This is a genomic window from Rhodoferax sp. (assembly GCF_030646845.1).
Classification (GTDB): domain Bacteria; phylum Pseudomonadota; class Gammaproteobacteria; order Burkholderiales; family Burkholderiaceae_C; genus Rhodoferax.
In genome coordinates, this window is record NZ_JAUSLE010000017.1 from 1 (window position 1) to 20,672 (window position 20,672).

General features: G+C 58.2%; 15 protein-coding genes and 2 pseudogenes. 8 read left to right on the top strand and 9 right to left on the bottom strand.

Annotation, left to right across the window (positions count from 1 at the left end):
* Positions 1–140: 140 nt before the first annotated feature.
* Both Q7T10_RS04585 and istB read left to right on the top strand, forming a co-directional pair.
* Positions 141–1,001: pseudogene (locus Q7T10_RS04585) on the top strand (IS21 family transposase); the annotation flags it as partial.
* Positions 1,002–1,036: 35 nt separating this feature from the next.
* Positions 1,037–1,801, top strand: coding sequence for an IS21-like element helper ATPase IstB (gene istB, locus Q7T10_RS04590; RefSeq protein WP_304746428.1), 765 nt, complete (start codon positions 1,037–1,039; stop codon positions 1,799–1,801).
* Between the two features lie 216 nt (positions 1,802–2,017).
* Here istB and Q7T10_RS04595 read toward each other — a convergent pair whose 3' ends face one another.
* Both Q7T10_RS04595 and Q7T10_RS04600 read right to left on the bottom strand, forming a co-directional pair.
* Positions 2,018–3,313: a hypothetical protein gene (locus tag Q7T10_RS04595; protein ID WP_304746430.1), complete on the bottom strand. Its 1,296-nt coding sequence runs from the start codon at positions 3,311–3,313 to the stop codon at positions 2,018–2,020.
* A 22-nt stretch (positions 3,314–3,335) separates the two neighbouring features.
* Complete coding sequence (locus Q7T10_RS04600) at positions 3,336–4,292, bottom strand: hypothetical protein (RefSeq protein WP_304746432.1); 957 nt, start codon at positions 4,290–4,292, stop codon at positions 3,336–3,338.
* Between the two features lie 407 nt (positions 4,293–4,699).
* Here Q7T10_RS04600 and Q7T10_RS04605 point away from each other — a divergent pair, with 407 nt between their 5' ends.
* Both Q7T10_RS04605 and Q7T10_RS04610 read left to right on the top strand, forming a co-directional pair.
* Positions 4,700–5,101, top strand: coding sequence for a DUF6088 family protein (locus tag Q7T10_RS04605; RefSeq protein ID WP_304746434.1), 402 nt, complete (start codon positions 4,700–4,702; stop codon positions 5,099–5,101).
* A complete protein-coding gene (locus Q7T10_RS04610; RefSeq protein ID WP_304746436.1) occupies positions 5,098–6,087 on the top strand; it encodes a nucleotidyl transferase AbiEii/AbiGii toxin family protein in 990 nt (329 codons plus the stop codon). Before Q7T10_RS04605 ends, Q7T10_RS04610 begins: the two co-directional genes overlap by 4 nt.
* A gap of 282 nt (positions 6,088–6,369) precedes the next feature.
* Here Q7T10_RS04610 and Q7T10_RS04615 read toward each other — a convergent pair whose 3' ends face one another.
* From Q7T10_RS04615 to Q7T10_RS04625, 3 genes are read right to left on the bottom strand one after another with little or no spacing between them, the layout of a single operon-like run.
* Positions 6,370–8,802 (bottom strand): AAA family ATPase, encoded by a 2,433-nt coding sequence (locus Q7T10_RS04615; RefSeq protein WP_304746438.1) that lies wholly within the window; start codon positions 8,800–8,802, stop codon positions 6,370–6,372.
* Positions 8,799–9,374 (bottom strand): hypothetical protein, encoded by a 576-nt coding sequence (locus Q7T10_RS04620; RefSeq protein WP_304746440.1) that lies wholly within the window; start codon positions 9,372–9,374, stop codon positions 8,799–8,801. The genes Q7T10_RS04615 and Q7T10_RS04620 overlap by 4 nt, the downstream gene beginning before the upstream one ends.
* The gene (locus Q7T10_RS04625) at positions 9,371–11,101 is read right to left on the bottom strand and encodes an SIR2 family protein (protein WP_304746442.1); all 1,731 of its coding nucleotides are present in this window, start codon (positions 11,099–11,101) and stop codon (positions 9,371–9,373) included. The genes Q7T10_RS04620 and Q7T10_RS04625 overlap by 4 nt, the downstream gene beginning before the upstream one ends.
* A gap of 233 nt (positions 11,102–11,334) precedes the next feature.
* Between Q7T10_RS04625 and Q7T10_RS20785 the strand changes: the two are divergent.
* Positions 11,335–11,430: pseudogene (locus Q7T10_RS20785) on the top strand (carboxymuconolactone decarboxylase family protein); the annotation flags it as partial.
* Between the two features lie 107 nt (positions 11,431–11,537).
* Here Q7T10_RS20785 and Q7T10_RS04630 read toward each other — a convergent pair.
* Both Q7T10_RS04630 and hrcA read right to left on the bottom strand, forming a co-directional pair.
* Positions 11,538–12,878 (bottom strand): integrase arm-type DNA-binding domain-containing protein, encoded by a 1,341-nt coding sequence (locus Q7T10_RS04630; RefSeq protein ID WP_304746444.1) that lies wholly within the window; start codon positions 12,876–12,878, stop codon positions 11,538–11,540.
* A 258-nt stretch (positions 12,879–13,136) separates the two neighbouring features.
* Positions 13,137–14,141, bottom strand: coding sequence for a heat-inducible transcriptional repressor HrcA (gene hrcA, locus Q7T10_RS04635; protein ID WP_304746446.1), 1,005 nt, complete (start codon positions 14,139–14,141; stop codon positions 13,137–13,139).
* A 28-nt stretch (positions 14,142–14,169) separates the two neighbouring features.
* On the opposite strand from hrcA, the gene Q7T10_RS04640 reads away from it, so the two are divergent.
* From Q7T10_RS04640 to rapZ, 3 genes are read left to right on the top strand one after another with little or no spacing between them, the layout of a single operon-like run.
* Positions 14,170–15,066 carry an NAD kinase gene (locus Q7T10_RS04640; RefSeq protein WP_304746448.1) on the top strand — a complete coding sequence of 299 codons (897 nt, stop codon included), beginning with the start codon at positions 14,170–14,172 and terminating at the stop codon, positions 15,064–15,066.
* 2 nt (positions 15,067–15,068) lie between these two features.
* The gene (recN, locus tag Q7T10_RS04645) at positions 15,069–16,718 is read left to right on the top strand and encodes a DNA repair protein RecN (protein WP_304746450.1); all 1,650 of its coding nucleotides are present in this window, start codon (positions 15,069–15,071) and stop codon (positions 16,716–16,718) included.
* Between the two features lie 4 nt (positions 16,719–16,722).
* Positions 16,723–17,613: an RNase adapter RapZ gene (gene rapZ, locus Q7T10_RS04650; RefSeq protein WP_304746452.1), complete on the top strand. Its 891-nt coding sequence runs from the start codon at positions 16,723–16,725 to the stop codon at positions 17,611–17,613.
* Positions 17,614–17,654: 41 nt separating this feature from the next.
* Here the strand turns inward: rapZ and mutY are convergent, their stop codons facing one another.
* Together mutY and Q7T10_RS04660 are read right to left on the bottom strand one after the other, a co-directional pair.
* Positions 17,655–18,683, bottom strand: coding sequence for an A/G-specific adenine glycosylase (mutY, locus tag Q7T10_RS04655; RefSeq protein WP_304746517.1), 1,029 nt, complete (start codon positions 18,681–18,683; stop codon positions 17,655–17,657).
* 23 nt (positions 18,684–18,706) lie between these two features.
* The gene (locus Q7T10_RS04660) at positions 18,707–20,668 is read right to left on the bottom strand and encodes a dynamin family protein (protein ID WP_304746454.1); all 1,962 of its coding nucleotides are present in this window, start codon (positions 20,666–20,668) and stop codon (positions 18,707–18,709) included.
* Between the last annotated feature and the right edge of the window lie 4 nt (positions 20,669–20,672).

Consider the following 20,672-nt stretch of genomic DNA (forward strand, 5'->3'; position numbering starts at 1 on the left):
CGCCGTATCTTGCCTAACATTTCCATGGTGATCACCTTTTTGCTCCTGCCTAAAAATAAGGCAGAGCTAGTAAAACACCTGGCTCAGTTTTGAGTCGGCACAACCTCTATAAGTGGCTCAGTTTTCGGTCGGCGCCAACACCCAGGGCCAATGAGACGGTGCATGACTTTGCACGGCACTATGGAACCTCGTTCCTGCCAGCGCGTCCCTACCACCCCCAAGACAAAGGCAAGGTCGAATCAGCCGTACAGGTGGTGGAACGCTGGATATTGATGCGACTGCGCCACCAGCGGTTTGCCACGGTCGATGATGTCAACCAGGCCATTGCACCGCTGCTGGAGCAACTCAATGCCCGTGCGTTTCAGAAGCTGCCGGGAAGTCGCGCCAGTGCATTTGCACAGCTCGATGCCCCAGCACTGCAGCCCTTGCCGGCACAAACCTGGGAGCTTGCCGTTTACAAGACCGTGCGGGTTCACATTGACCAGCACATCGAGTTTGAGGGCCACCGTTACAGCGTCCCGCAGTCGTTGGTTGGGCAAGTGCTGGAGGCGCGCGTGACGGCACGCACGGTGGAGTTGCTGCACCGGGGGCAGCGTGTGGCGTCCCACCTGCGCTGTGCGCACAAGGGAGGATTCACCACCGTCCCCGAACACCTGTCTGCAGCCCATCGCGCCCACATGGAGTGGACACCAGAGCGGCTGATTCATTGGGGCAACAGCATTGGCGTGGCCACCGGCGCGTTGGTGACACGCCTGCTGGAAACACGCAAACACCCCGAGCACGGGTACCGGGCCTGTCTGGGCTTGCTGGCATTGGCCAAACGCTTTACCAGGCCACGGCTGGAAGCGGCTTGTGCGGTGGCGCTGGAATTGGGCACCACCAACAGCTCGCATGTGCGCGACATCCTGGTCAATGGGCGTGATCAGGTGCAGCCCATCACCACGCCCGAGTGGACCAGTCCGCAGCATGCGCATGTGCGTGGCCCTGGCTACTACCAATGACAACAGCAACAAACAACGCAACAACGGGAACACCCATGATGATGAACACGACGATTGAACAACTGCGCGGTCTGCGCCTGGCCGGGATGGCCTCGGGATTGGAAGAGCAACTCACCCAGGCTGGCTTGACGGCCATCAGCTTTGAGGAGCGCATTGCGCTGCTGGTGGACCGTGAAGTTCACTGGCGCAATGACAAGCGCCAAACCCGACTACTCAAGGATGCCCGGCTGAAGTACAGCCAGGCCAGCATTGAGGATTTGGACACCCGCGCCGGGCGCGGTGTAGATCGCAAGGCGGTGATGAGTCTGGCTTTGGGTGACTGGATTGATAGTGGTCACAGTGTGTTGATCACTGGCCCCACCGGGGCGGGCAAGTCCTGGCTGGGGTGTGCACTGGCACAGTACGCCTGTCGCCGGGGGCACTCTGCGTATTACCAACGGGTCCCCCGACTGGCTGAGGAGTTACGCATTCGCCACGGCAACGGGACGTTTGGCAAGTGGCTGATTCAGTTGGCCAGGACCGATGTGTTGCTGCTTGACGATTGGGGCATGGCCGGCATTGATGCCCAGACCCGAGCTGACTTGCTGGAAATCATTGATGACCGCGCCGCCAACAAGGCCACCATCATCACCAGCCAGCTGCCGATTGAGCATTGGCATGCCTGGGTGGGCGACGCCACGATCTCGGACGCCATTCTGGACCGGGTGATGCAAAAGAATCACCGTTTCACCCTGACGGGCGAGTCTCTGCGTCAGAAGCCCAAATCAAGCAAGAAGGAGGTCAATCCAGACCCATCGTGACCGACACCCCTACAATTTAGATGCGCAATACCGCACGCTGCGCCACCGGTCACGATCGACCGGAATCAGCGGTCACGATCGCCGGAATACGCACTCGGACGTCAGATATTTGGCCATAGAGTCGGCGACATGAGCACTCGGATAGCTGGCACAAAAGTGACGCCGATCAACTCTTTGTATTGAGTCATATCAGAAAATGTACTTTAGATAATTTCATTACGCGCGCACCACGATTGGTTGATCGCCAAATGCAGCAAAACGGGAGTCCTTATACAGAGGGTGAAAGCCATTCTTGATCATATAGGCAAGGCCATCCCCGCGCTTTGTGCCATCTTGATTCTGATCAGTTAAGTGACCGTGCGAACGGTACACCACGGTGTGAATGTGAGCCCTCGATGGACTTTGAAGAAAGTCTGAGGTCATGATCTGCAAGCCGGTCGCGTTACCTCTCCACGAGCTATCTGATTGCGCGAGATCGCCCAGTTGATCTGCCGTGAGATCGTGCAGTTGCACAGCAAGAAACGCGGGACGGGTCTTGCTGAACTGCCCCTTCGCTGCTTCACGCAACTGATGGCGCATGCCCTTGAGCACATCATCGGGTTTCTCGCTTTCGAGCAGCAGAACTACCGCACGCCGCTTGGGCGAGAACATGCTAATTAAGGTGGAGTTTGAACGGCCCGTACGCTCCCAAACGAACTGGTCAATCTCTTTACGAGAAAGCTGCTCAGGAGCTTTGTTGAATGGGCTACTATCGATGGGAAAATCCGAAACCTGAACGTCGCAGTACTCGGTCTGAGTGAAGACGTTGCCACTCAACAAACCCGTCCTGACCGCTTCTTCGATCCCCCTGTGCTGTCCGGGAGATGGCGTCAGACGATCCGGTAGCGAGACTGTCACGATCAACCCGACTGAGGCAGTGTTGTAAGTCTGTGTTAGCGCACCTTCCAGTGCCTTGCATAGTGTCGCACTCCGACGTCGATGGATTTTACGACCAAGATCAGCCGAGAACATCTTGCATTCGACTTCAATCTCAACATCACCCTTCCGGGCGATATAGTCAAATCCTCCACCGCACTCCATATCACGGAACTCCACGTCAAAGCCACGACTCATGAGGTGAATGGCAGTCGTAATTTCATGCTGGATCGACAACAGCCCTTTATCCTCCTTCAAGCCATCCAGCAAGGCGCCGCGAAGTCTTCGCTTACCGTCTTCGCTTAAGCGTTCATGGCTGCGCACCGTACCTGCTGCAAACCCGACCAATTCGTATTGAGCAATATTCTCGATCCGGAATGGTCGTTGCAGCATCAATGACGGGTCACGAAGAATGTCGTTCATCGTCCACTCGATCAAGCACCGCTCGCGCAGCCAATCCTCCATAAAGTGGTTCTCGTTGAGCTCCCGATGAAGCCATTCGAATCGACGCTTCCAGGGTTCGATGCCTGTGATTTTCACCAAACCGCTCAAGAGTCCGGCAACTTCCGTATCGTGAACATCGATCGAGAATCTCATAGCCACCCCACTTAACGGTTGCTTAAAAAAGCCAGGAAAAAGGCAAGCCCATTGCTCGCCTGCACGATGTACAACGACACGAATCCGTTAGCAGGATACGAGCAGCATTGTGTGCAGTAACCGTCAGCGGTGCATCGCAGTGACCGCAACTGAGATGCGATTGAAGGAGACCTGTCAGAAGCTCTTGTATGCCCCGTACCTCGTCGACATCACCAATCAGACTAAGGCCATGGATCGTGCGAAACTGAAAAGCGGACTTCGCTCCTTCGTCCATTGGTTTGATGCGCTGGAATAGACCCAATACGACGTGCGCGAGGTACAAGAGCAATGGCGGCAAGAGCTCGTAGACACCGTCGTACACGTCATTGTCAGCATGGCTCTTAAAGACGAAGTTGAAATTTTGAGGAGCAGTGCGAACTTCGATCCGTTGTGCTGTGACCAGATGAACGGCATGCTGCATTACCCCGTACAGTCCTTGCGCGTTTTTGGCTTCAAAGATCGAATCAACAATGAAATTTGCATCGAAAATCGAAGACAGCGCAGTCTGGCGAAGCGCATCAGCAATGATCGCTACCCGTCGATTGCCAAGTTGCTTCTGGGTGAGAAGTGCAGGATCTCCTTCCATAAAGTTGTTGAAAAACGAATCCTCGTCTCCAAGCATCCACGAAAGATAGAGAAGATTGTCCATCAGCGGTTTTCGGAGCAAATTGAAGGCGACAATGGATTTGCGCTTCTCCATGCACTGTAGAGCCTCGTAGACGTGATGCATGCAATCTGAAACTAACGCCATCGTGATGGTATTCAGGATGACTCGACGAGCTTCATCATGGCGACCGATCGCTCGCAGCGCTTCAATGGAATCTATCTTCGCGACTTTTTTGAAGAGCTTTGCTTCTTCCTTGCTTGCAAAGTTCAAAGAGACAACATGTGCCTCGGCTTTTTCGTACTCTACAAGCAGCCGTACTGACTCGTCATGCAAAAAATAGCAGTATTCATGAGCCAGTCTGTGCTCCGTAGGTATCCATTTCAAGCGGTGTCTGGGAATCAAGCCGCATGAACTCATCTAACATCCTCGCCTGATGTGCAGTTTTCATGCTCAGTGTCGGTCCGCTGGAGAAGTATTGAGCATAGGCCGCATTCTGATAGCGTGTGCCGACGCTGCCGAACTGGTGTGCCGCTGTGGGCGGCGCAATGTGCGGCACGACGGCGCGTTCCGGTGAAGCCGGAAGAAGCAGAAATCGGGCGTGACTTTACCTCCACCTGCCTGGCGCCCAGAAAACTCAATGCAGATGATCGTCGCCAGCACATATTTTCCCTTTTATAACAACATGTTACCTAAAATTCGCAACACAGGTAAAATATGGCAATTCCGCCCCAAAAAATGCCATGAACATCGTTGACCGCATCAAACGCTCCATCGCCAACCGCGACGATGGTGTGTTCCTGCGCGTTGAATTCGAGCGCTTCGGCAGTCCGGCTCAAGTAGGCCGCGCGCTGACCCAACTCACGAGTGAAGGCGCCTTGATCCGACTCGGCGTGGGTGTTTACGCCAAAGCCAAACCCAGCGTGCTCACAGGCAAGCCCATTCCCGCCCGCCCGCTGGAAGTTCTGGCTCCCGAAGTTCTGAAGAAGCTCGGTATCGCAGTGATGCCAAGCCGCTTGACCCAAGACTACAACGCGGGCCGCAGCACCCAGCTGCCCTCTGGCATCGTGCTGAATACCGGCAAGCGCCGTATCGCCCGCAAACTGAGCTTCAACGGTAAAGCGGTCCAGTACGAACACGCATGAAGGTACTGAGTTCCGAGCGACAAGAACTGATCGACGCGCTCGTTGCGGAAACCGCCATGGGCGGCATCACTGCAGGTTTGCTGGAAAAAGACGAACACCTGACTGATGCACTGCGTGCCCTGTTCGCGCTGCAGTTGGATGGCATGAGCCTGGTGTTCTGCGGTGGTACCAGCCTCTCGAAAGCTCACGGCCTGATCGAGCGCATGTCCGAAGATGCCGATCTCAAGATCGTTCTCTTATTGAGTTCAGAACCGCTCTCCAGGACCCAGATCAGAAAACGGCTGTCAACCCTTAAAACCACCGTATCCGAAACTCTGACCAGCATCGGCCTGGTCGAGGACAAGAGCATGGCACGAGCGCTCAACGAGAACCGCTACTTCTGTAGCGAATGGTCCTACGCCCGGCAGTACGATTCCATCGCCAGCCTGCGCCCCCACCTGCAGATCGAGCTAACCGCACGCAGTCCGGTTCTGGACACCGTAACCTGCCAGATCGGAAGCCTTGCTGACCACTTGGCCGAACGCAAAGACAAAACCTTCGCGGTGCCCACCGTTGCCGTCGCTGAAACCATCGCGGAAAAAGTCTTATCTTTCCTGCGCCGGTACGCCCAGCACCGGGCCGGTCTCCTGCAACAGGATTGGGACTCAGCTTTGGTACGGCACATCTATGACGTCCATTGTGTCTACCGCCACCAGGCGGACATCGTCGCAATTGCCGCCGAAGCGTTCCCTAAACTGGTCGCCGGCGACCAGAATGAATTTGGTAGCCAGTTCCCTGATTTCGCGGCAGCCGCGCTTCCGGTGCTGTCAGGCGCACTCAGGCAGGCCAGTGCCGACACGACTATCCAGGTCGAGTACACCAGGAACCTGATTCCCCTCATTTACGGCAATGAGGCACCAGAATTTACAGAAGCCTTTGATAGTTTTAATGCTGTGGCAATGTCGCTACTTGCGACGCTTCAAAACCAACATGCGGATGGGCGATAGCCGCCCAACCCTCACCGCCGTGAAAGCCGCACAGAAGGCGCCGGATTTCACGTTTGATCTGCAACCGCCTTGGTAAGGCCTGCCGGGCGGGCTAATGAAAGACGCGCTCAGGGCCTTTGTCCGCAGCCAATGTCTGCTTTCAGGCGGATCTCTCGCTGAACCGCTACGCAGCAGGGGACTAAACCGCAAGCGCGGTAGTCCCCAGGCTTGAAACTGTCTAGAAGTCGTGTCTATTCGCACCTGTCTGCGTGTCGAATTTTGTGACGCCCTGATGATTTTTCTCTATGCGGCCAGTGCTTTGTCAGGCTCCCAGGTGATAACTTTCGGGATTGCCAGGGTGTCACCGTTTGCAGTGCGCCCGAGTTCGATGGTGACCAGGCTATCGCCTTCGAACGCAGGGCTCAGCTCTAGGCTCAAGTAATCGAACAGAGGTTTTTCATGAACCGCGATGATGACCTGCCGGTCATGTTGCTTGGCCACCGTGCGCAGCAGCGCTGCGAATTGCGAAATGTGCACCTCGTCCATGCTCTGCACGGGATCGTCGATGATGAGCCAAGGGAGCTGTAACTTCGCAGAGAGGTGAAGAGCCAAGAACAACGTCAGAGCGGCCGTATTCAGATTACCGGCGCTCAGCATCGCCCTTGGATTCCCACCCTTACCACCGTCTCGGTGAAGGGTTTCCAACACCGCCTCGACCGCGCCCTTGGAAGATTCGGGCAACGCAAAGGCCGGGACGAAAGGCTCGTCCGGCGCGAGGCGCACAAACAAGTCCTTCCAAGCGGCATTGAGCGAGTGGTTGAACACCCGCCTCACGATATCGTTGCGTTCGACCTGCGCAATCCTTGTCAGCTCCTTGGCCTGCTCAATGGCGCGGTCACCAGCGACCTTGCGCTGCGTCAGCCCCGTCATCTCGGTGCTCAACTCGGTCCTGCGTTCAGTGATGTCTTCAATTGCGCGCCGCCTCAGTTGATATTCGCGCATCATGGCTTCGGCGTGTTGGCGCGCCGCTTCCTTCGCACCAAGCTCGGATTCCGTTTTAATCACGTGTGCGTGGAGCCGCTCCAAAGCGCCGCTTAGAGACTCGTTAACGCCGATAGGCTCTACAGCGAGCTGCGCGGCGACGCGATCGGCGATGCTGCGCAGAGACACCGCGCGCTGATCGTTGGCTCGCAGCGCTGCCAGGCCTTGTGCGGAGTTGGTCGCGTCTTCGAACAAGGTCTCGCCCCGAACCGCTTCGGAGGCCAGCTTGTCCAAGACACTTAACTGGTCTGTTAGCTTGACCACCCTGGACTCAAGTTCATGCCGCGACTCGGCCGCCAGCAGTCGAGCCAGCGCCGAAGACTGTTCTAGCTCGCGGGCTGCGATCGCTGCAACCGTGTCGGATCGCTCTTTCGACAGAGCTGCCAGCTTACCTGCGGCTTCGGTGAGCGAGGACACATTGGCGGCAAGATGTCCCACGAGAGGCGTGTCGGAAACCTCTGCAAAGTTGCGATTGCAGACCGGACAATCGTTGGAGTGGACGTGCGGCAAGAGAGCCGACAGCGCCTGTGCCAGCTGCCCCGCTTGCAGCGAATGTTGCGCGATCTGTTCATCGAGCCGCTTCAAACGCTCTTGAAGGCCCCTTTGATCCACTTCCGCGTCGGCAGCGCCCTTTCTCACAGCGGCATTCTGTGCCAGGGCTTGTTCGCAGCGACGAACTTCGGCGTCCACCGCGTTCCTTGCCGTGATGCGTGCGTACTCGGGTCGGTTGGCCAGTGGCGAAGGCAAGTCCGAAAAATAGATAGCCAGTACCTCAAACGCGTCGGAGAGCTGTTTTCCTGTTTTATGCAACCATGCTTGCAGCGCCTCGTCTGCGTCTGTGGCGGCCGACTCGGCAGTCTCCCTCAGCTCTTGGGTGGTCGGGGAGCCTTCGGAACTGCGCCATTGCCCGAGCAATGCCACGATTTCGTGCCGAGACTGCGCCCACCGCTGAAGGTCAGCGTCATAGGACAGCTGAGCTAGGAACTGGGGCCAATCGGTGATCGGCAGCGCAGCTTGGTCCGGCCAATGCAGCTTGAAGAGTTCCTCAGCCCTGCTGAGCAGGCCTGTTGCCTGTTCATCTGTGGCGGAGACGTCCCGCGCCAGCTTGTCCAATTCGGCTTGCACGTTCGGAAGGCGTTCACGGACCTCCCAGTACAGGTTTGCGCCGCCCCTGAGCCGACGCACGTCGCCAGCATCATGCAACCCGTCGATGAGCGCGTCGAGCGCGTCGAGTCCGAGCAGCTCCTTAACAAAACGTGTCAGAGGTGAGGTGCCAGCCGCGACGTCCTTAGGCTGGTATATCTCCAGCAAGCGGCTCAGGGTCGACTGGGCCAGGTAGCAACGCTCCGAATAGTGCCGGGCCAACTGCGGGGTCAGTGCAGGATTCCCCTTGGGGCCGACGCCGTTGATCCGAAACTCGCCAGCCGCCGCTGCGCTGCCCATGCCGCGGGTGGACACCGAGACGTATGCCTCGTCGGCTCCTTTGTGCACCAGGTGCCGGCGAAGATTGGCATCCATGCGGTCCAACGACGAGATCTGGCCGGTTAGCGCCAGTTCCATGCTGGACAGCAAGCTGGTCTTGCCTGCACCATTCTTACCGTGGATCAGCACGATCGGTGCATCCATTGGGATCGTGACATTGCCCCGTATGCTGCGGAAATCGCGTACCGTCAGTGAGCTAATTCGAGTGTTCATACGTCTTGATCCTCCAGTCCACGGGATGCTTCGTCGATCAACTGGTGCAGGTTTCGCTGCACAGTCTTCTCGCCTTGCGCTGCCACGTCGACGAGGTGGCGAAGGGGCTCGTCGAGCTTTCCGGCAAGGTTGCGCACCCGCGTCAGCGGATCGATTGCCGCGCCATCGACTTGGGGCAGCGTCAGTGGCAAGAGCACGGCGAGCCAGTTGTGAACAACTATGTCGGCCCCTGTGCCAGTCACACTACCGATCGGTAGGACTCTGCAAACCTTGCCCAGATATTCCAGTGTCGAGGGCTTCGGCCGCGGCCCCGCGAGTACGAGAGTGAGCGAGCGCCTAGACCGGCTGACGTCAAGGGCACGCGCCACACCACTCATCTTGCGGGTGAGGAGCGCTTCGTCCTCGCTGGCAGTGTCAGCCACGAGGATCAGCTCGGTCGAGCTCTTCTGGTGGACAAAGGCCGCCGGAAAGTCGAGCTTCAGGCCGCCGAGGAGTAGTGATTGGGGTAGTCGCAGATACCCGGCGCCCTCCAGTGCGGATGTAACGCGGCCCACGGGTGTCGAGTCGGTCATATAGCCAGCTCCTGTCTGAAATTCGTGTACAGCTGATCAAAGGTAGTGCATCCGTTCAGAAGAGGCCCAATGCTGACCTCGCGTGTCAACGGAGCGCCGGTCCTGCCAAATGAGCCGAGGGGTGACCTTGGCATCGGCAGAGCGAGCTCTTTTGCCTGGATCAAGATCGGTGCCTCGGACTCGTCGAGTTCCCCGCACGCCACCAATAGCGCTGCGTTGAACGCATTCGCAGTGACGTACACCTTGGTTTTGGCCGTTCCCGGCAGGTTACTTATGACAGCAAGTACGCCGGAGCCAGTTGTGACTGGCTCGGCCTCCACCGTCCAATCACCACGCGCAACGCCCGCGCCAAGTAACCCCAGCGTGATCGCAGCCTCGCGCAACCCTGAGGTATCCAGGTCGGGGTTTCCCGCCATGCCCGGAATCGCGTCTTGCGAGATGGGCATGTATTTCAAGTTGGGCTGTGTGACCTGGCCTGCTCGTAGTAACTGGGAAGATCTCGCACACGTTTGGAGCAGCCCACCGACAAAGGCAACAGACGTCTGCGCCGCAGTGCCCAGGTCGTTGCGCAACCTGGTGACGCCGTCGACCAGCGGTTGGCGCTCTGCCGCAGGAAAAGGCCCCGGCATCATGCTGATTAATGCGGCCAGCTTTCTTGCGAGGACATCCAGCAGTAAGGCCGTGAGCAGCGGTTTGGCATAGGCCTGGATCCGTGCGGCTTCGCAGACCGCTTGGAAGTTCGCGGGGTTGACCTGGGCGCCATACACATTCTCCAAAAGGGACTGCTGGTCCAGCCCGAGTTCGTCCTCGGAAAACACGAATCCGGGCGGTGCGGCTGCGAGGTTCCATGGACTTTGTTCGGCGGCCGTTTGGAAGACGTGCTGAATGTTCCCATCTTGGGCCGACAAGCCGAGCATGAACGTGGGTTTCTGAGTAATCAACGCGAGTAACGCGGTTACCAACGGCTGGTTGCCGGCTTTGCCGCACCAGCCATTCACCTGAGCATGACGGGCGACCAGCCATTCGCGATATTCCGCTTCGTTGGCCGCGGCCTTCACGGCGCAACCATGGAATTTGATGAGACGGGTACGGCCTCGCGGTAGCTGTACGTCATTCGGCCTGGCTACGACTGTCGGGGCGAGTGCGGCGTTGCCGTCGGTCAAACTGGCGACGGCACGCTCCACCAGAGGATCCCAGTTCGCTGACACCATTTCCGTAGCTACGCCTTCCAGGCTGAGGGCGGCGAGGCACAGATGTTCGACATCCGGCCGTAGGGCACCGCCGCCATATGTTTCGCACACATTGACAGCGTCCCAGAGCAGGTAGTCGAACGGTTCGGTCCCCACACGGATCGCTAGGAGTCGCGCATAGTTGGTGACCAGCGTGCCGACGATCGCATCACGCTTTTCCTGAGGCCACATATCAAAAGCGACGTTCAAGTCTAGCGCCGCACACTGCGCGGCGTTGAGGCCGGCAAGCCTGAGCACTTCGTTCATCGCGCGATTGAACTTGCAGGCTGGATCGGCCGGATCAATGTGCACACGAATGAACTCGATGACCTTGGCAATGACGCCCCAGAGGCCGGGAACTACGCCCAGCGAAATGCCTGAACCCAGCCAGAAGGCGTACCGGCCCTCCGCCATGCCCTGGGCAAAGGCCTGGAATGAGTTGTCGAGCAAGTCCAGCGTAGTGCGGACCGAAATTGCCGCCGCAGGTGGTGGTGACATGTCCTCTCCCTGTTCTAGTTTTTCGCCCCCAATGATAGTGGGCCTGGGCGTGTGCGCTTAATTCAAGTCTGCACAACGTGAAGTGGGATGCCATGCAGGCCGGTTGGACCGACGTATTACCGATTACTCCACTTATCTGCTGGCCTACTTCATTTCCGGGGCATGCTCAACTTCGGCGCATCTAAGCAGGTCTTTCGACGCTTGACTTTCTGACAGACCTAACATCCCATTGGCGTATGGCCGTCTACGCCGACTTCCCCGCAGCACTTAACGGTCTGTTTGCTGCCAAAGAGGTTTTTGCAGCCAGAGCCATTGCGCACGCTGCTTGATGGATTGTTACGAGATTGCCGCCTAGAAACCATAGCCCAGATATGTGTTGAGATTCCAGAGAAGCTGTAGTGCCCCAGCCCAGTACGCACTCGCGTCCTGGGCTGGCTTACGCTACAACTTCATCATGCTCAACCAATAACTCGGCGGTTGCCATCCCTTCCGGCATGGAGCACACACACGCCAGCAGATGCCGCTCCAAATTGGTCAACGCCTCCAACAACTGATCCTGAGTCGGTGGCGCATAGGAAAGCGTCATGGAACTGTTCATTGAATGCTTCATGAGATGCGAAATCGTGAAGGCATGCACATTCAACAACGTCATTGCAGTGGTGAACGTGCGCCGCAGATCATGCATGGCCCAATGCTCACCGCACTCTGCTCTAACCAGCTTGATGTGGTACTGCGGCGGGCACACCACGTGCCCCTTAGCCGAGTCTGCGTAGCCGAACACGAAGTCGTTAATTTTCTCCTTGAGCCGACGCTGCAGAATAACGCGAGCCAGTGGAGCTATCGGAAAGGTGTAGTCCTGCCCATTCTTGGTGTTGCGAAACACCATGCTGTCCTTCTTCAGGTCCACGTCCGACCAGCGTAGCGTCGCCGACTCGATAGAACGGCTACCCGTGATGAGTGAAAACAGGATGTAGTCACCCACCACCGACGGCTCCAGCGCTTCGCAGGCCTGCCACCACGTCACGAAGTACGGCTTGTTCGTGTCGAGGAAGCCGCTGCGGCGATTGATCCGGCTCCAACGCCGGGCAGTCTTGAGAATGCCAACAGGGTTGACGAATCCGGATCGCGACAGTTGGTACTTGCTGATGGCATAGTTGTAAGCTGCCTGCAGGTACTTGAAGTGCTGGTTGGAAGTGCGCGTGATCGGTTGAGGATTTTTCGAAAGCCTGCGCTTGGGCACCATGCGAGAAACGATATCGAAACGAGCAAGCACATCGTCCTGGGTGATTTCCCGATAAGGTCGGTTGAGCCAGCTTGGAAGCTTCACCTTGAGCAGTTCAATCTTTTCAGCCGAGCGGCCATTCGGCTTGGTCTTGAATGCCTCCCCCTCCAGTGTCCCGAAATACCGCTTGGCCGATTCAATGCTCTTGGTGGTATTGGGACGGTGCTCGACTTCCTTGGTGTATTCATCGAACAGTTCTTCCAGGCTAGCGTTGCTGGCGCCTCGGTTCCGTTCCGTGTAGGGGTCCTTGCCGTCGAGAAGTTGAGCCTTCACCCGCAAGGCGCCCTTGCGAGCCTGATCCACGGTCATCGGCCCATACTCACCGATCTTGCGTTTCAGCACTTTCCGGCCAACACGCATCTGCAAGTAGAAGACCTTCTTGGACAAAGAGACGCGCAGACCAAACCCGGTCAACTCATCATCCATGTAGAAGGTCTGGGACTCGCCCGGCATCGGTGCGATGGATTTGACGAAGGACTGCGTCAGCTTAGGCATCTTGGGTTCTCCTAGGCTACACATAGCCAACTCTAGGCTACACATAGGCTACAAACGAGTGACAAAGGGATCGCAGCCCTTCCAAGTCCAGCACACCACAGCGTACTGAAAAGTCTTTTAAAATCAAAGACTTACGCCAATAATAGAGAAATTCATGAGCACTCGCAAGGGCTTGCGAAATGTCACTTTAAGATTTTATGAGTCCTCTGCTCTAACCAACTGAGCTAACGGCCCAACCGAACTACGGATTGTAAAGGCCTACTTGTGGTGGCTCAGGGCGTTGCTGACCAATTTCGACGTAATGTCCACAATCTGGATCATCCGGTCGTAGGGCATGCGCGTCGGGCCGATAACGCCCAGGGTACCGACCACCTGGCCATCCACCTCGTAAGGGGCGCTGACGATGGACAGGTCTTCGAATGGCACTACCTGGCTTTCACCGCCGATGAAAATACGCACACCCTCGGCCTGGCCTGCCACATCAAGCAAACGCATGAGTTGCGCCTTTTGCTCAAACAGCTCAAAAGCACGCCGCAGGTGACCCATGTCATTGGAAAAGTCGGTGACCGCCAGCAGGTTTCGCTCGCCTGAAATCACCACTTCGTCCTGGGTCTCCGAGATGGCGTCGGAGCTGACGGCCACTGCCGCTTGCATCAGGCTGGCGATTTCCGAACGGAGCGATTCAACTTCGTTTTTCAGCCGTTCACGAACCTGCTCAATAGCGAGCCCGACGTAGTTGCTGTTCAGATAATTGGCTGCCTCAACCAACTGCGCCTGGGAGTAGTCAACCTCTGTGAAAATCACGCGGTTTTGCACGTCACCTTCGGGCGTGACAATGATGACCAGCAGGCGCCGCTCGGACAGTCGCAAGAACTCAATATGGCGAAAAACGGAGGAGCGACGCGGCGCAATCACGACGCCCACAAACTGGGACAGACTGGACAGCAGGTTGGCCGCGTTGGAGATTACTTTTTGCGGTTGATCCGGCGCCAGGCTGTGCGCCGCAAACTGCCCTTGCCGCACCGTCAGCATGGTGTCGACAAACAGACGGTAGCCGCGCGCGGTCGGGATCCGTCCGGCCGAGGTGTGCGGGCTGGCAATCAGGCCGAGCTCTTCCAGATCGGACATGACGTTGCGGATGGTGGCGGGAGACAAATCCAGTCCTGACGCTTTAGAGAGCGTGCGCGAACCCACCGGCTGCCCATCGGCGATATAGCGCTCAACCAGCGCTTTCAATAACAACTTGGCACGGTCATCCAGCATGAAGGCATTTTAGTGATGTAATTTGCGAATGAAATCAATATTCCGGCATGTTGCACTGATAGGCAAATACCAGACGGTGGCGTCGGGTGCCTCGGGGGCCTTCTCCCGCAACGCGCTGGAAGACATCGCCCATTTTTTGCATGCCCAGGGTTGCGAGGTGGTCTTTGAGCACGACACGGCACACAACATGGGGATTTCCGGCTATCCGGTGCTTAATGTTCCGGCGATTGGAGCGCAATGCGACCTTTGCCTGGTGGTCGGTGGCGATGGCACCATGCTGGGCATTGGCCGCCAGCTGGCGCATTTTGGGGTGCCGCTGATTGGCATCAACCAGGGACGGCTGGGTTTCATTACTGACATCCCGTTTGACAGTTTCACATCCACCCTGGCCCCCATGCTGCGGGGTGACTATGAAGAGGACCATCGCAGCCTGATGCATGCCCGTGTCATGCGGGATGGTCACTGTGTATTTGACGCGCTGGCCATGAACGATGTGGTGGTCAATCGCGGCGCCACCTCGGGCATGGTCGAGTTGCGGGTCGAGGTGGATGGGCATTTTGTGGCGAACCAGCGTGCCGATGGCCTGATCATTGCCACGCCCACCGGCTCTACCGCTTATGCGCTGTCAGCCGGGGGGCCCTTGTTGCACCCGTCCATCCCGGGCTGGGTCCTCGTTCCTATTGCGCCGCATACCTTGTCAAATAGGCCGATTGTCCTCTCCAATGCTGCAGAGATTGCTATTGAAATAGTAGCAGGCCGGGACGCCAGCGCGAATTTCGACATGCAATCGCTGGCTTCGCTGCTGCACGGTGACCGCATAGTGGTAACGCGCTCGAAACACCATGTGCGCTTTTTGCATCCCAAAGGCTGGTCTTACTTTGACACACTGCGCCAGAAACTGCACTGGAATGAAGGAGTGGCCTGACCGTGAGCTTGAAACGTATTGTCCTGCGCGATTTCGTCATCGTGAGCGAGCTTGATCTCGATCTGGCCGGTGGATTCACTGTTCTCACCGGTGAGACGGGGGCCGGCAAGTCGATTCTGATCGATGCGCTGCAACTGGTCACTGGGGGTCGGGCTGATGTCGGTGTGATCCGTGAAGGCACCCAGCGAGCCGAAGTCGGCGCCGAGTTCGACACTACGACTGCTTTGGCAGCATGGCTTGAAACTGCCGGATTTGACCCCGGCGACAGCCTTCTGCTGCGACGCACAGTCGACACCCTGGGCAAGAGTCGCGCCTGGATCAACGGCAGCCCCGCCACGGCCACCCAATTGCGCGAGATTGGCGAGCAACTGCTGGATATACACGGCCAGCACGCCTGGCAAAGTCTGACGCGACCGGACGCTGTCCGGGGCCTGCTGGACGCCTACGGCCACGTCTCGTCCGCGGCACTGGTGATGTTGTGGCAGCGCTGGCGCCAGGCTCAAAACGACCTGAGCCAAGCCCATGCGGCGCAAGAGTCACTGCAACGTGAGCGTGAACGCCTGGCATGGCAGATTGGTGAAGTTGAAAAGCTGGCGCCACTGGCCAACGAGTGGACCGAACTCAACACGGAGCATGGCCGTCTGTCCAACGCGCAAGCCCTTATGGATGCCGCGCAGGGCGCCGCGCAGGCTTTGGATGACGATGATGGCGGCGCGCTGCGTGCGCTTCACAGCGCCTGCCAGACGCTACAACAACAGGAGCACCTTGAGCCCTATTTCAGAGAGCTGACCGAGGTTTTGTCTTCAAGTCTGGCGCAGGTGGAAGACACCGTTCATTCTCTTCGCGCCTACCTGCGCAAGACCGAGCTTGACCCGCAACGCCTGGGTGAACTCGACGAGCGCATGGCCTTGTGGCTGTCACTGGCCAGACGCTACAAACGAGCCCCGGCAGAGTTACCCGATTTGCTGGCCTCCTGGAAACAGGAACTCGACAAACTGAACGCTGCCGCTGATTTGGCAGGGCTGGAAGCGGCCCAGACGGCCGCGTTCGACGCTTACATGCGTGAGGCCAAGCTGTTGTCAAAGGCCCGCGTCAAAGCCGCCCCGCAACTGGCGAAAGCCATTACACAAGCCATGCAGGGTCTGGGCATGCAAGGCGGCCAGTTCGAAGTAACGCTGCAGAAGTCTGCCCAACCCATGCAGAGCGGCCTGGAAGAGGTCGCCTTTCTGGTGGCGGGGCATGCCGGCAGCTCACCCAGACCGGTCAACAAGGTGGCATCCGGCGGAGAACTGTCTCGCATCGCGCTGGCCATCGCGGTGACAACCAGCCAGCTCGGCACCGCGCAGACGCTGATTTTTGACGAGGTCGACGCTGGCGTGGGGGGTGCGGTGGCCGAGACCGTAGGTCGCCTCATGAAGCAGTTGGGTGTTGACCGGCAGGTTCTCGCCGTCACGCACCTGCCGCAAGTAGCCGCCTGTGCCGACCATCATTTGGTGGTGGCGAAGCAATTGAAGGGGAGTTCGACCGTGAGCTCAGTCGTTGCAGTTCAGGGTGAGCAACGGGTGGCAGAAGTGGCACGCATGCTCGGTGGTGAGCGCCTCTCCGGCACCACGCTGGCCCACGCCAAGGAAATGCTGCAAGCGCGGGAATGAATTGATGAAAACGAAAACCCTCGATCTGCAGATCGTTCTGATTACAGGCATGTCGGGCTCCGGCAAGTCGGTGGTTCTGCGTGCACTGGAAGACGCCGGCTTCTTCTGTGTGGACAACCTGCCCCCCGAACTGCTTCAGCCCTTTGTGGCGCTGGAGAAAGCGCACAAGGCCAGCCGGGTGGCCATCGCGATGGATGTTCGCACCGCGACATCGCTCCCCCTGTTGCCGGAGCAGCTCTCGGCCTTGCGAAAGCAGGGCGTCATGATCAGGTCCCTGTTCCTTGATGCCTCGACCGAGACGCTGGTGCGACGGTATTCCGAGACGCGGCGCAAGCACCCACTGTCGCAATCCGACGCCGACCACTCGGTACAGGACCTGCGGCGTGCGCTGGTGGATGCCATCGAACTGGAACGCGTGTTGCTGGCGGACCTGCGCGAACAGGCCCATGTCATCGACACCAGCATCATGCGACCTTCGCAGTTGCAGAGCTACGTCAAATCACTGATTTCAACGCCCGGCGAGCAGATGACGCTGGTATTCGAATCGTTTGCCTTCAAACGCGGCGTTCCGGGCGACGCCGACTATGTGTTCGATGTGCGCATGCTGCCCAACCCGCACTATGAGCCGGAGCTGCGCAATCTGACGGGTCAGGACGAACCCGTCGCGGCCTTCCTTAACCAGCAGCCGGATGTTGCTCAGATGCTGGGGCACATCGAGGAGTTTCTGAATCGCTGGCTGGATGCGCTGGCGCGGGATCACAGAAGCTACGTGACGGTCGCCATTGGCTGCACCGGCGGACAACACCGCTCGGTCTACCTGGTGGAAGAGCTCGCCAAGCTTTTTGGAAACAAGTGGGTCACATTGAAGCGGCACCGGGAACTGGAGACCATTTGACCGGCATCATGATGACGATGGCGCCGCACCCGCCAACCCTGTCAGCCCTGGACCAACAACTTCCTGATAGGTGCCGGCAAGCCCAGGCGGGGCCATTCATCCGCAGCAATCCACATCCCCGCTGACGGAGTCATCGCAGAGGTCGGCAATTGCACCTGGACCGGATGCAAAAACAGGTCTTTGTGGGTCAAGACGTGTTTAAAAGTGGGCATTTCACGGAGCATGGGACGATAGCGAGCAGGAACCGCCGCTTCCAGTGTTTCGCGACTATCGAAAAGCGGGAAGCAGTGGAGCCCTGCCCAGACACCTGGAGTTGGCCGCTTGCTCAGCCAGACGGATGCGTCCCGGGCCTGCGCCCACATCAACCAGATCGACTGTGAACTGCGTTTTAGTTTTCGGGTCTTCACGGGATAGCGTTCGGGATCACCAAGACCCCGCGCCACACATGACTTCGCAACCGGGCAGACCCCACAGACCGGCTTTTTGGCAACGCAAACGGTGGCACCCAAATCCATCATGCCCTGGGTGTAGCGCGGCATCGCCTCGTGCAAATTGCGCACGGGTAGCAGGTGTGACGCCTCATCCCAGAGCCGTTGCTCGTTGGCCGCCATGGCCAGGTCGGCATCAAAGCCCAGCACGCGGGTCAGCACCCGCTTGACATTGCCATCCAGAATGGCAACGCGCTCACCGAAACACAAGGATGCAATCGCGCCGGCGGTAGAACGACCGATACCCGGCAGGGTTTGAAGCAGTTGCGCAGTCTTTGGGAAAACGCCGCCGTGCAAGCTGACGACCCCGATGGCGCACAAATGCAGGTTGCGCGCGCGACTGTAGTACCCCAGACCGCTCCACAAGCCCAAGACGTCATCAAGAGGTGCGGCGGCCAGTGAGCCTACATCTGGAAAGCGCTCTAGGAAGCGGGGGAAATAGTCCAGAACAGTCGCCACCTGCGTCTGCTGCAGCATGATTTCGGACAACCAGACGCGGTAGGGATTCCGTGTGTTCTGCCAGGGCAACTCGTTTCGCCCATGGGTCTTTTGCCACTGCACCACCTGGGTGGAGAAATCCATCACCAGCCCATCAACGCTGTTCGTCAAACCAGTTCAGATGCAGGGACCGCCCGGGGACGCACCGGCTCGGCCGCCGTCACCAAATAGTCCGTCAACTCCAGCAGTTTGGAATCCACCTGATGCAGGGCATTCGCCTGGGCCTGTATCTCGCCGATTCGGTCCTCAAGCCCTCCAGCGGCCTGCTGGATGCGGTCAATGGCTTCCAGGCGTCGGCCGAAGTTACGGCGCCGCTCCCGCAACTGGGCATCCAGTTGGGCCGCGGCCGATTTGCTCCACAACTCGATATCACCCAGCGCCGTTTCGTGGATGACACGAAGACGCGTAGACAGTGCACGCACCAGACGATCCGAAAACTCGGGTTGCGCCAACCTGAAAGCGTTACCAATGCCCAGATACTGGAGATGGCTGCGCTCCACCAGATCAAGATCATGCAGATAGCCGGTCATGGAAGGCTCGGTCGGTGCCTGCAACGAGAATCCATGCTCGGCATTCAATTGCCGGAAAGTCGCCGCCAGCATCGACTGAATTTCTCCGCTGATGGACTGGACCTGCCGCAGGCTCTCGCGCAACCGGTCAAAGGTTTGACCGTAGGCACGTTTGACACCCAGCTTGAGACCTTTTTGATGCAGGACCTTGGTGAGCTCGGCCATTTCCTTCTTGAGTGCCGTTGGCCCCAAAAGACTGAACACTTCACGAAGCAGCTTCAAGTGGACCGAGCGCACCGCATGGATTTTCGCCCCGCCAAGATCAAACTCGGCCTGCTCCTGGGAAATCCGGGACCGCATGTTCTTGATCACGGCGATATTCTTGCCCTGAAGCCCCTTGAGCTCCATCATCTGCTCGGTCAGATCACGTCTGCGAATATTGATGACACGGCCAGTCTCGGCACGCAAGTCCGAAATGCCGCTGGCGACGGCAGCAGCCAGCAATTTCTGCCGCTCACCCATGATGCCCTGGCTGAGGGCGTCTTCAAGGGCCGGCAGGCAGCTGAGTTCCAGCAATTCCGGATCGTCCGTCACTTTGGCAACCAGCCCTTTTTGCGCAGATACCGGAATGACCTGATGCTTGGGGATGCCCAGAATCTCGGCTGTGGACGCCCGCTGGCGCTCAATCTGTTGCTGAATCTGGGCCGGCGAACTGAGGGCGTCCCACAAAGTGTCAATCTTGTTGAGAACCACCAGCCTTGAATTCGTGTCGTCTGCGTCATTGATCAGATGTTCACGCCAGATGGAGAGGTCCGACTTGGTCACGCCGGTGTCAGCGCCCAGAATGAAGACGACCGCATGCGCCTGGGGAATCAGACTGACGGTGAGCTCCGGCTCGGCACCGATGGCGTTGAGCCCTGGCGTATCCAGAATCACCAAGCCCTGCTTCAAGAGTGGATGGGCGATATTGATCAATGCATGCCGCCATTTGGGCACTTCCACCAGACCTTGCGCATCAACCATCGGGTTGTCTTCAGGCGCTTCGCGCTGCCAGAATCCAAGCGCCCTGGCTTCGTCCTGCGTCACGCGACGGGTTTCCGCCACCTTCTCAAGCGCTACCGACAGTTGCTTTGGGTCATTCACATCCAGATCAATGCGTGTCCACTTCTCCGGCACCATGCGCCACTCCATCAGCGACTGCGGCTGCATGCGTGTTTCAATGGGCAAGAGCCGCAGGCAAGGCGGCACGTCTGCGTCGTACCCCATCTCGGTCGGGCACATCGTCGTGCGGCCGGCACTTGCAGGCATGATGCGTCGACCATAGCCCGCAAAGAAGATGGCATTGATCAGCTCGGATTTCCCGCGGGAAAACTCTGCCACAAAAGCAACCATGACTTTGTCGGTACGGACCCGGGTTTCCAGTCGGCGCAAACGCTCTTCCACGGCGGAATCCAGCAGTTCGTGGTCTTTCATCCACTCGGCCAGCAACTTCAGACGAAGGGCAAACTCACGCCGCCATGTGCCATGTTGATCGAATTTTTCGTTGAATGAAGTGCCCAAAATT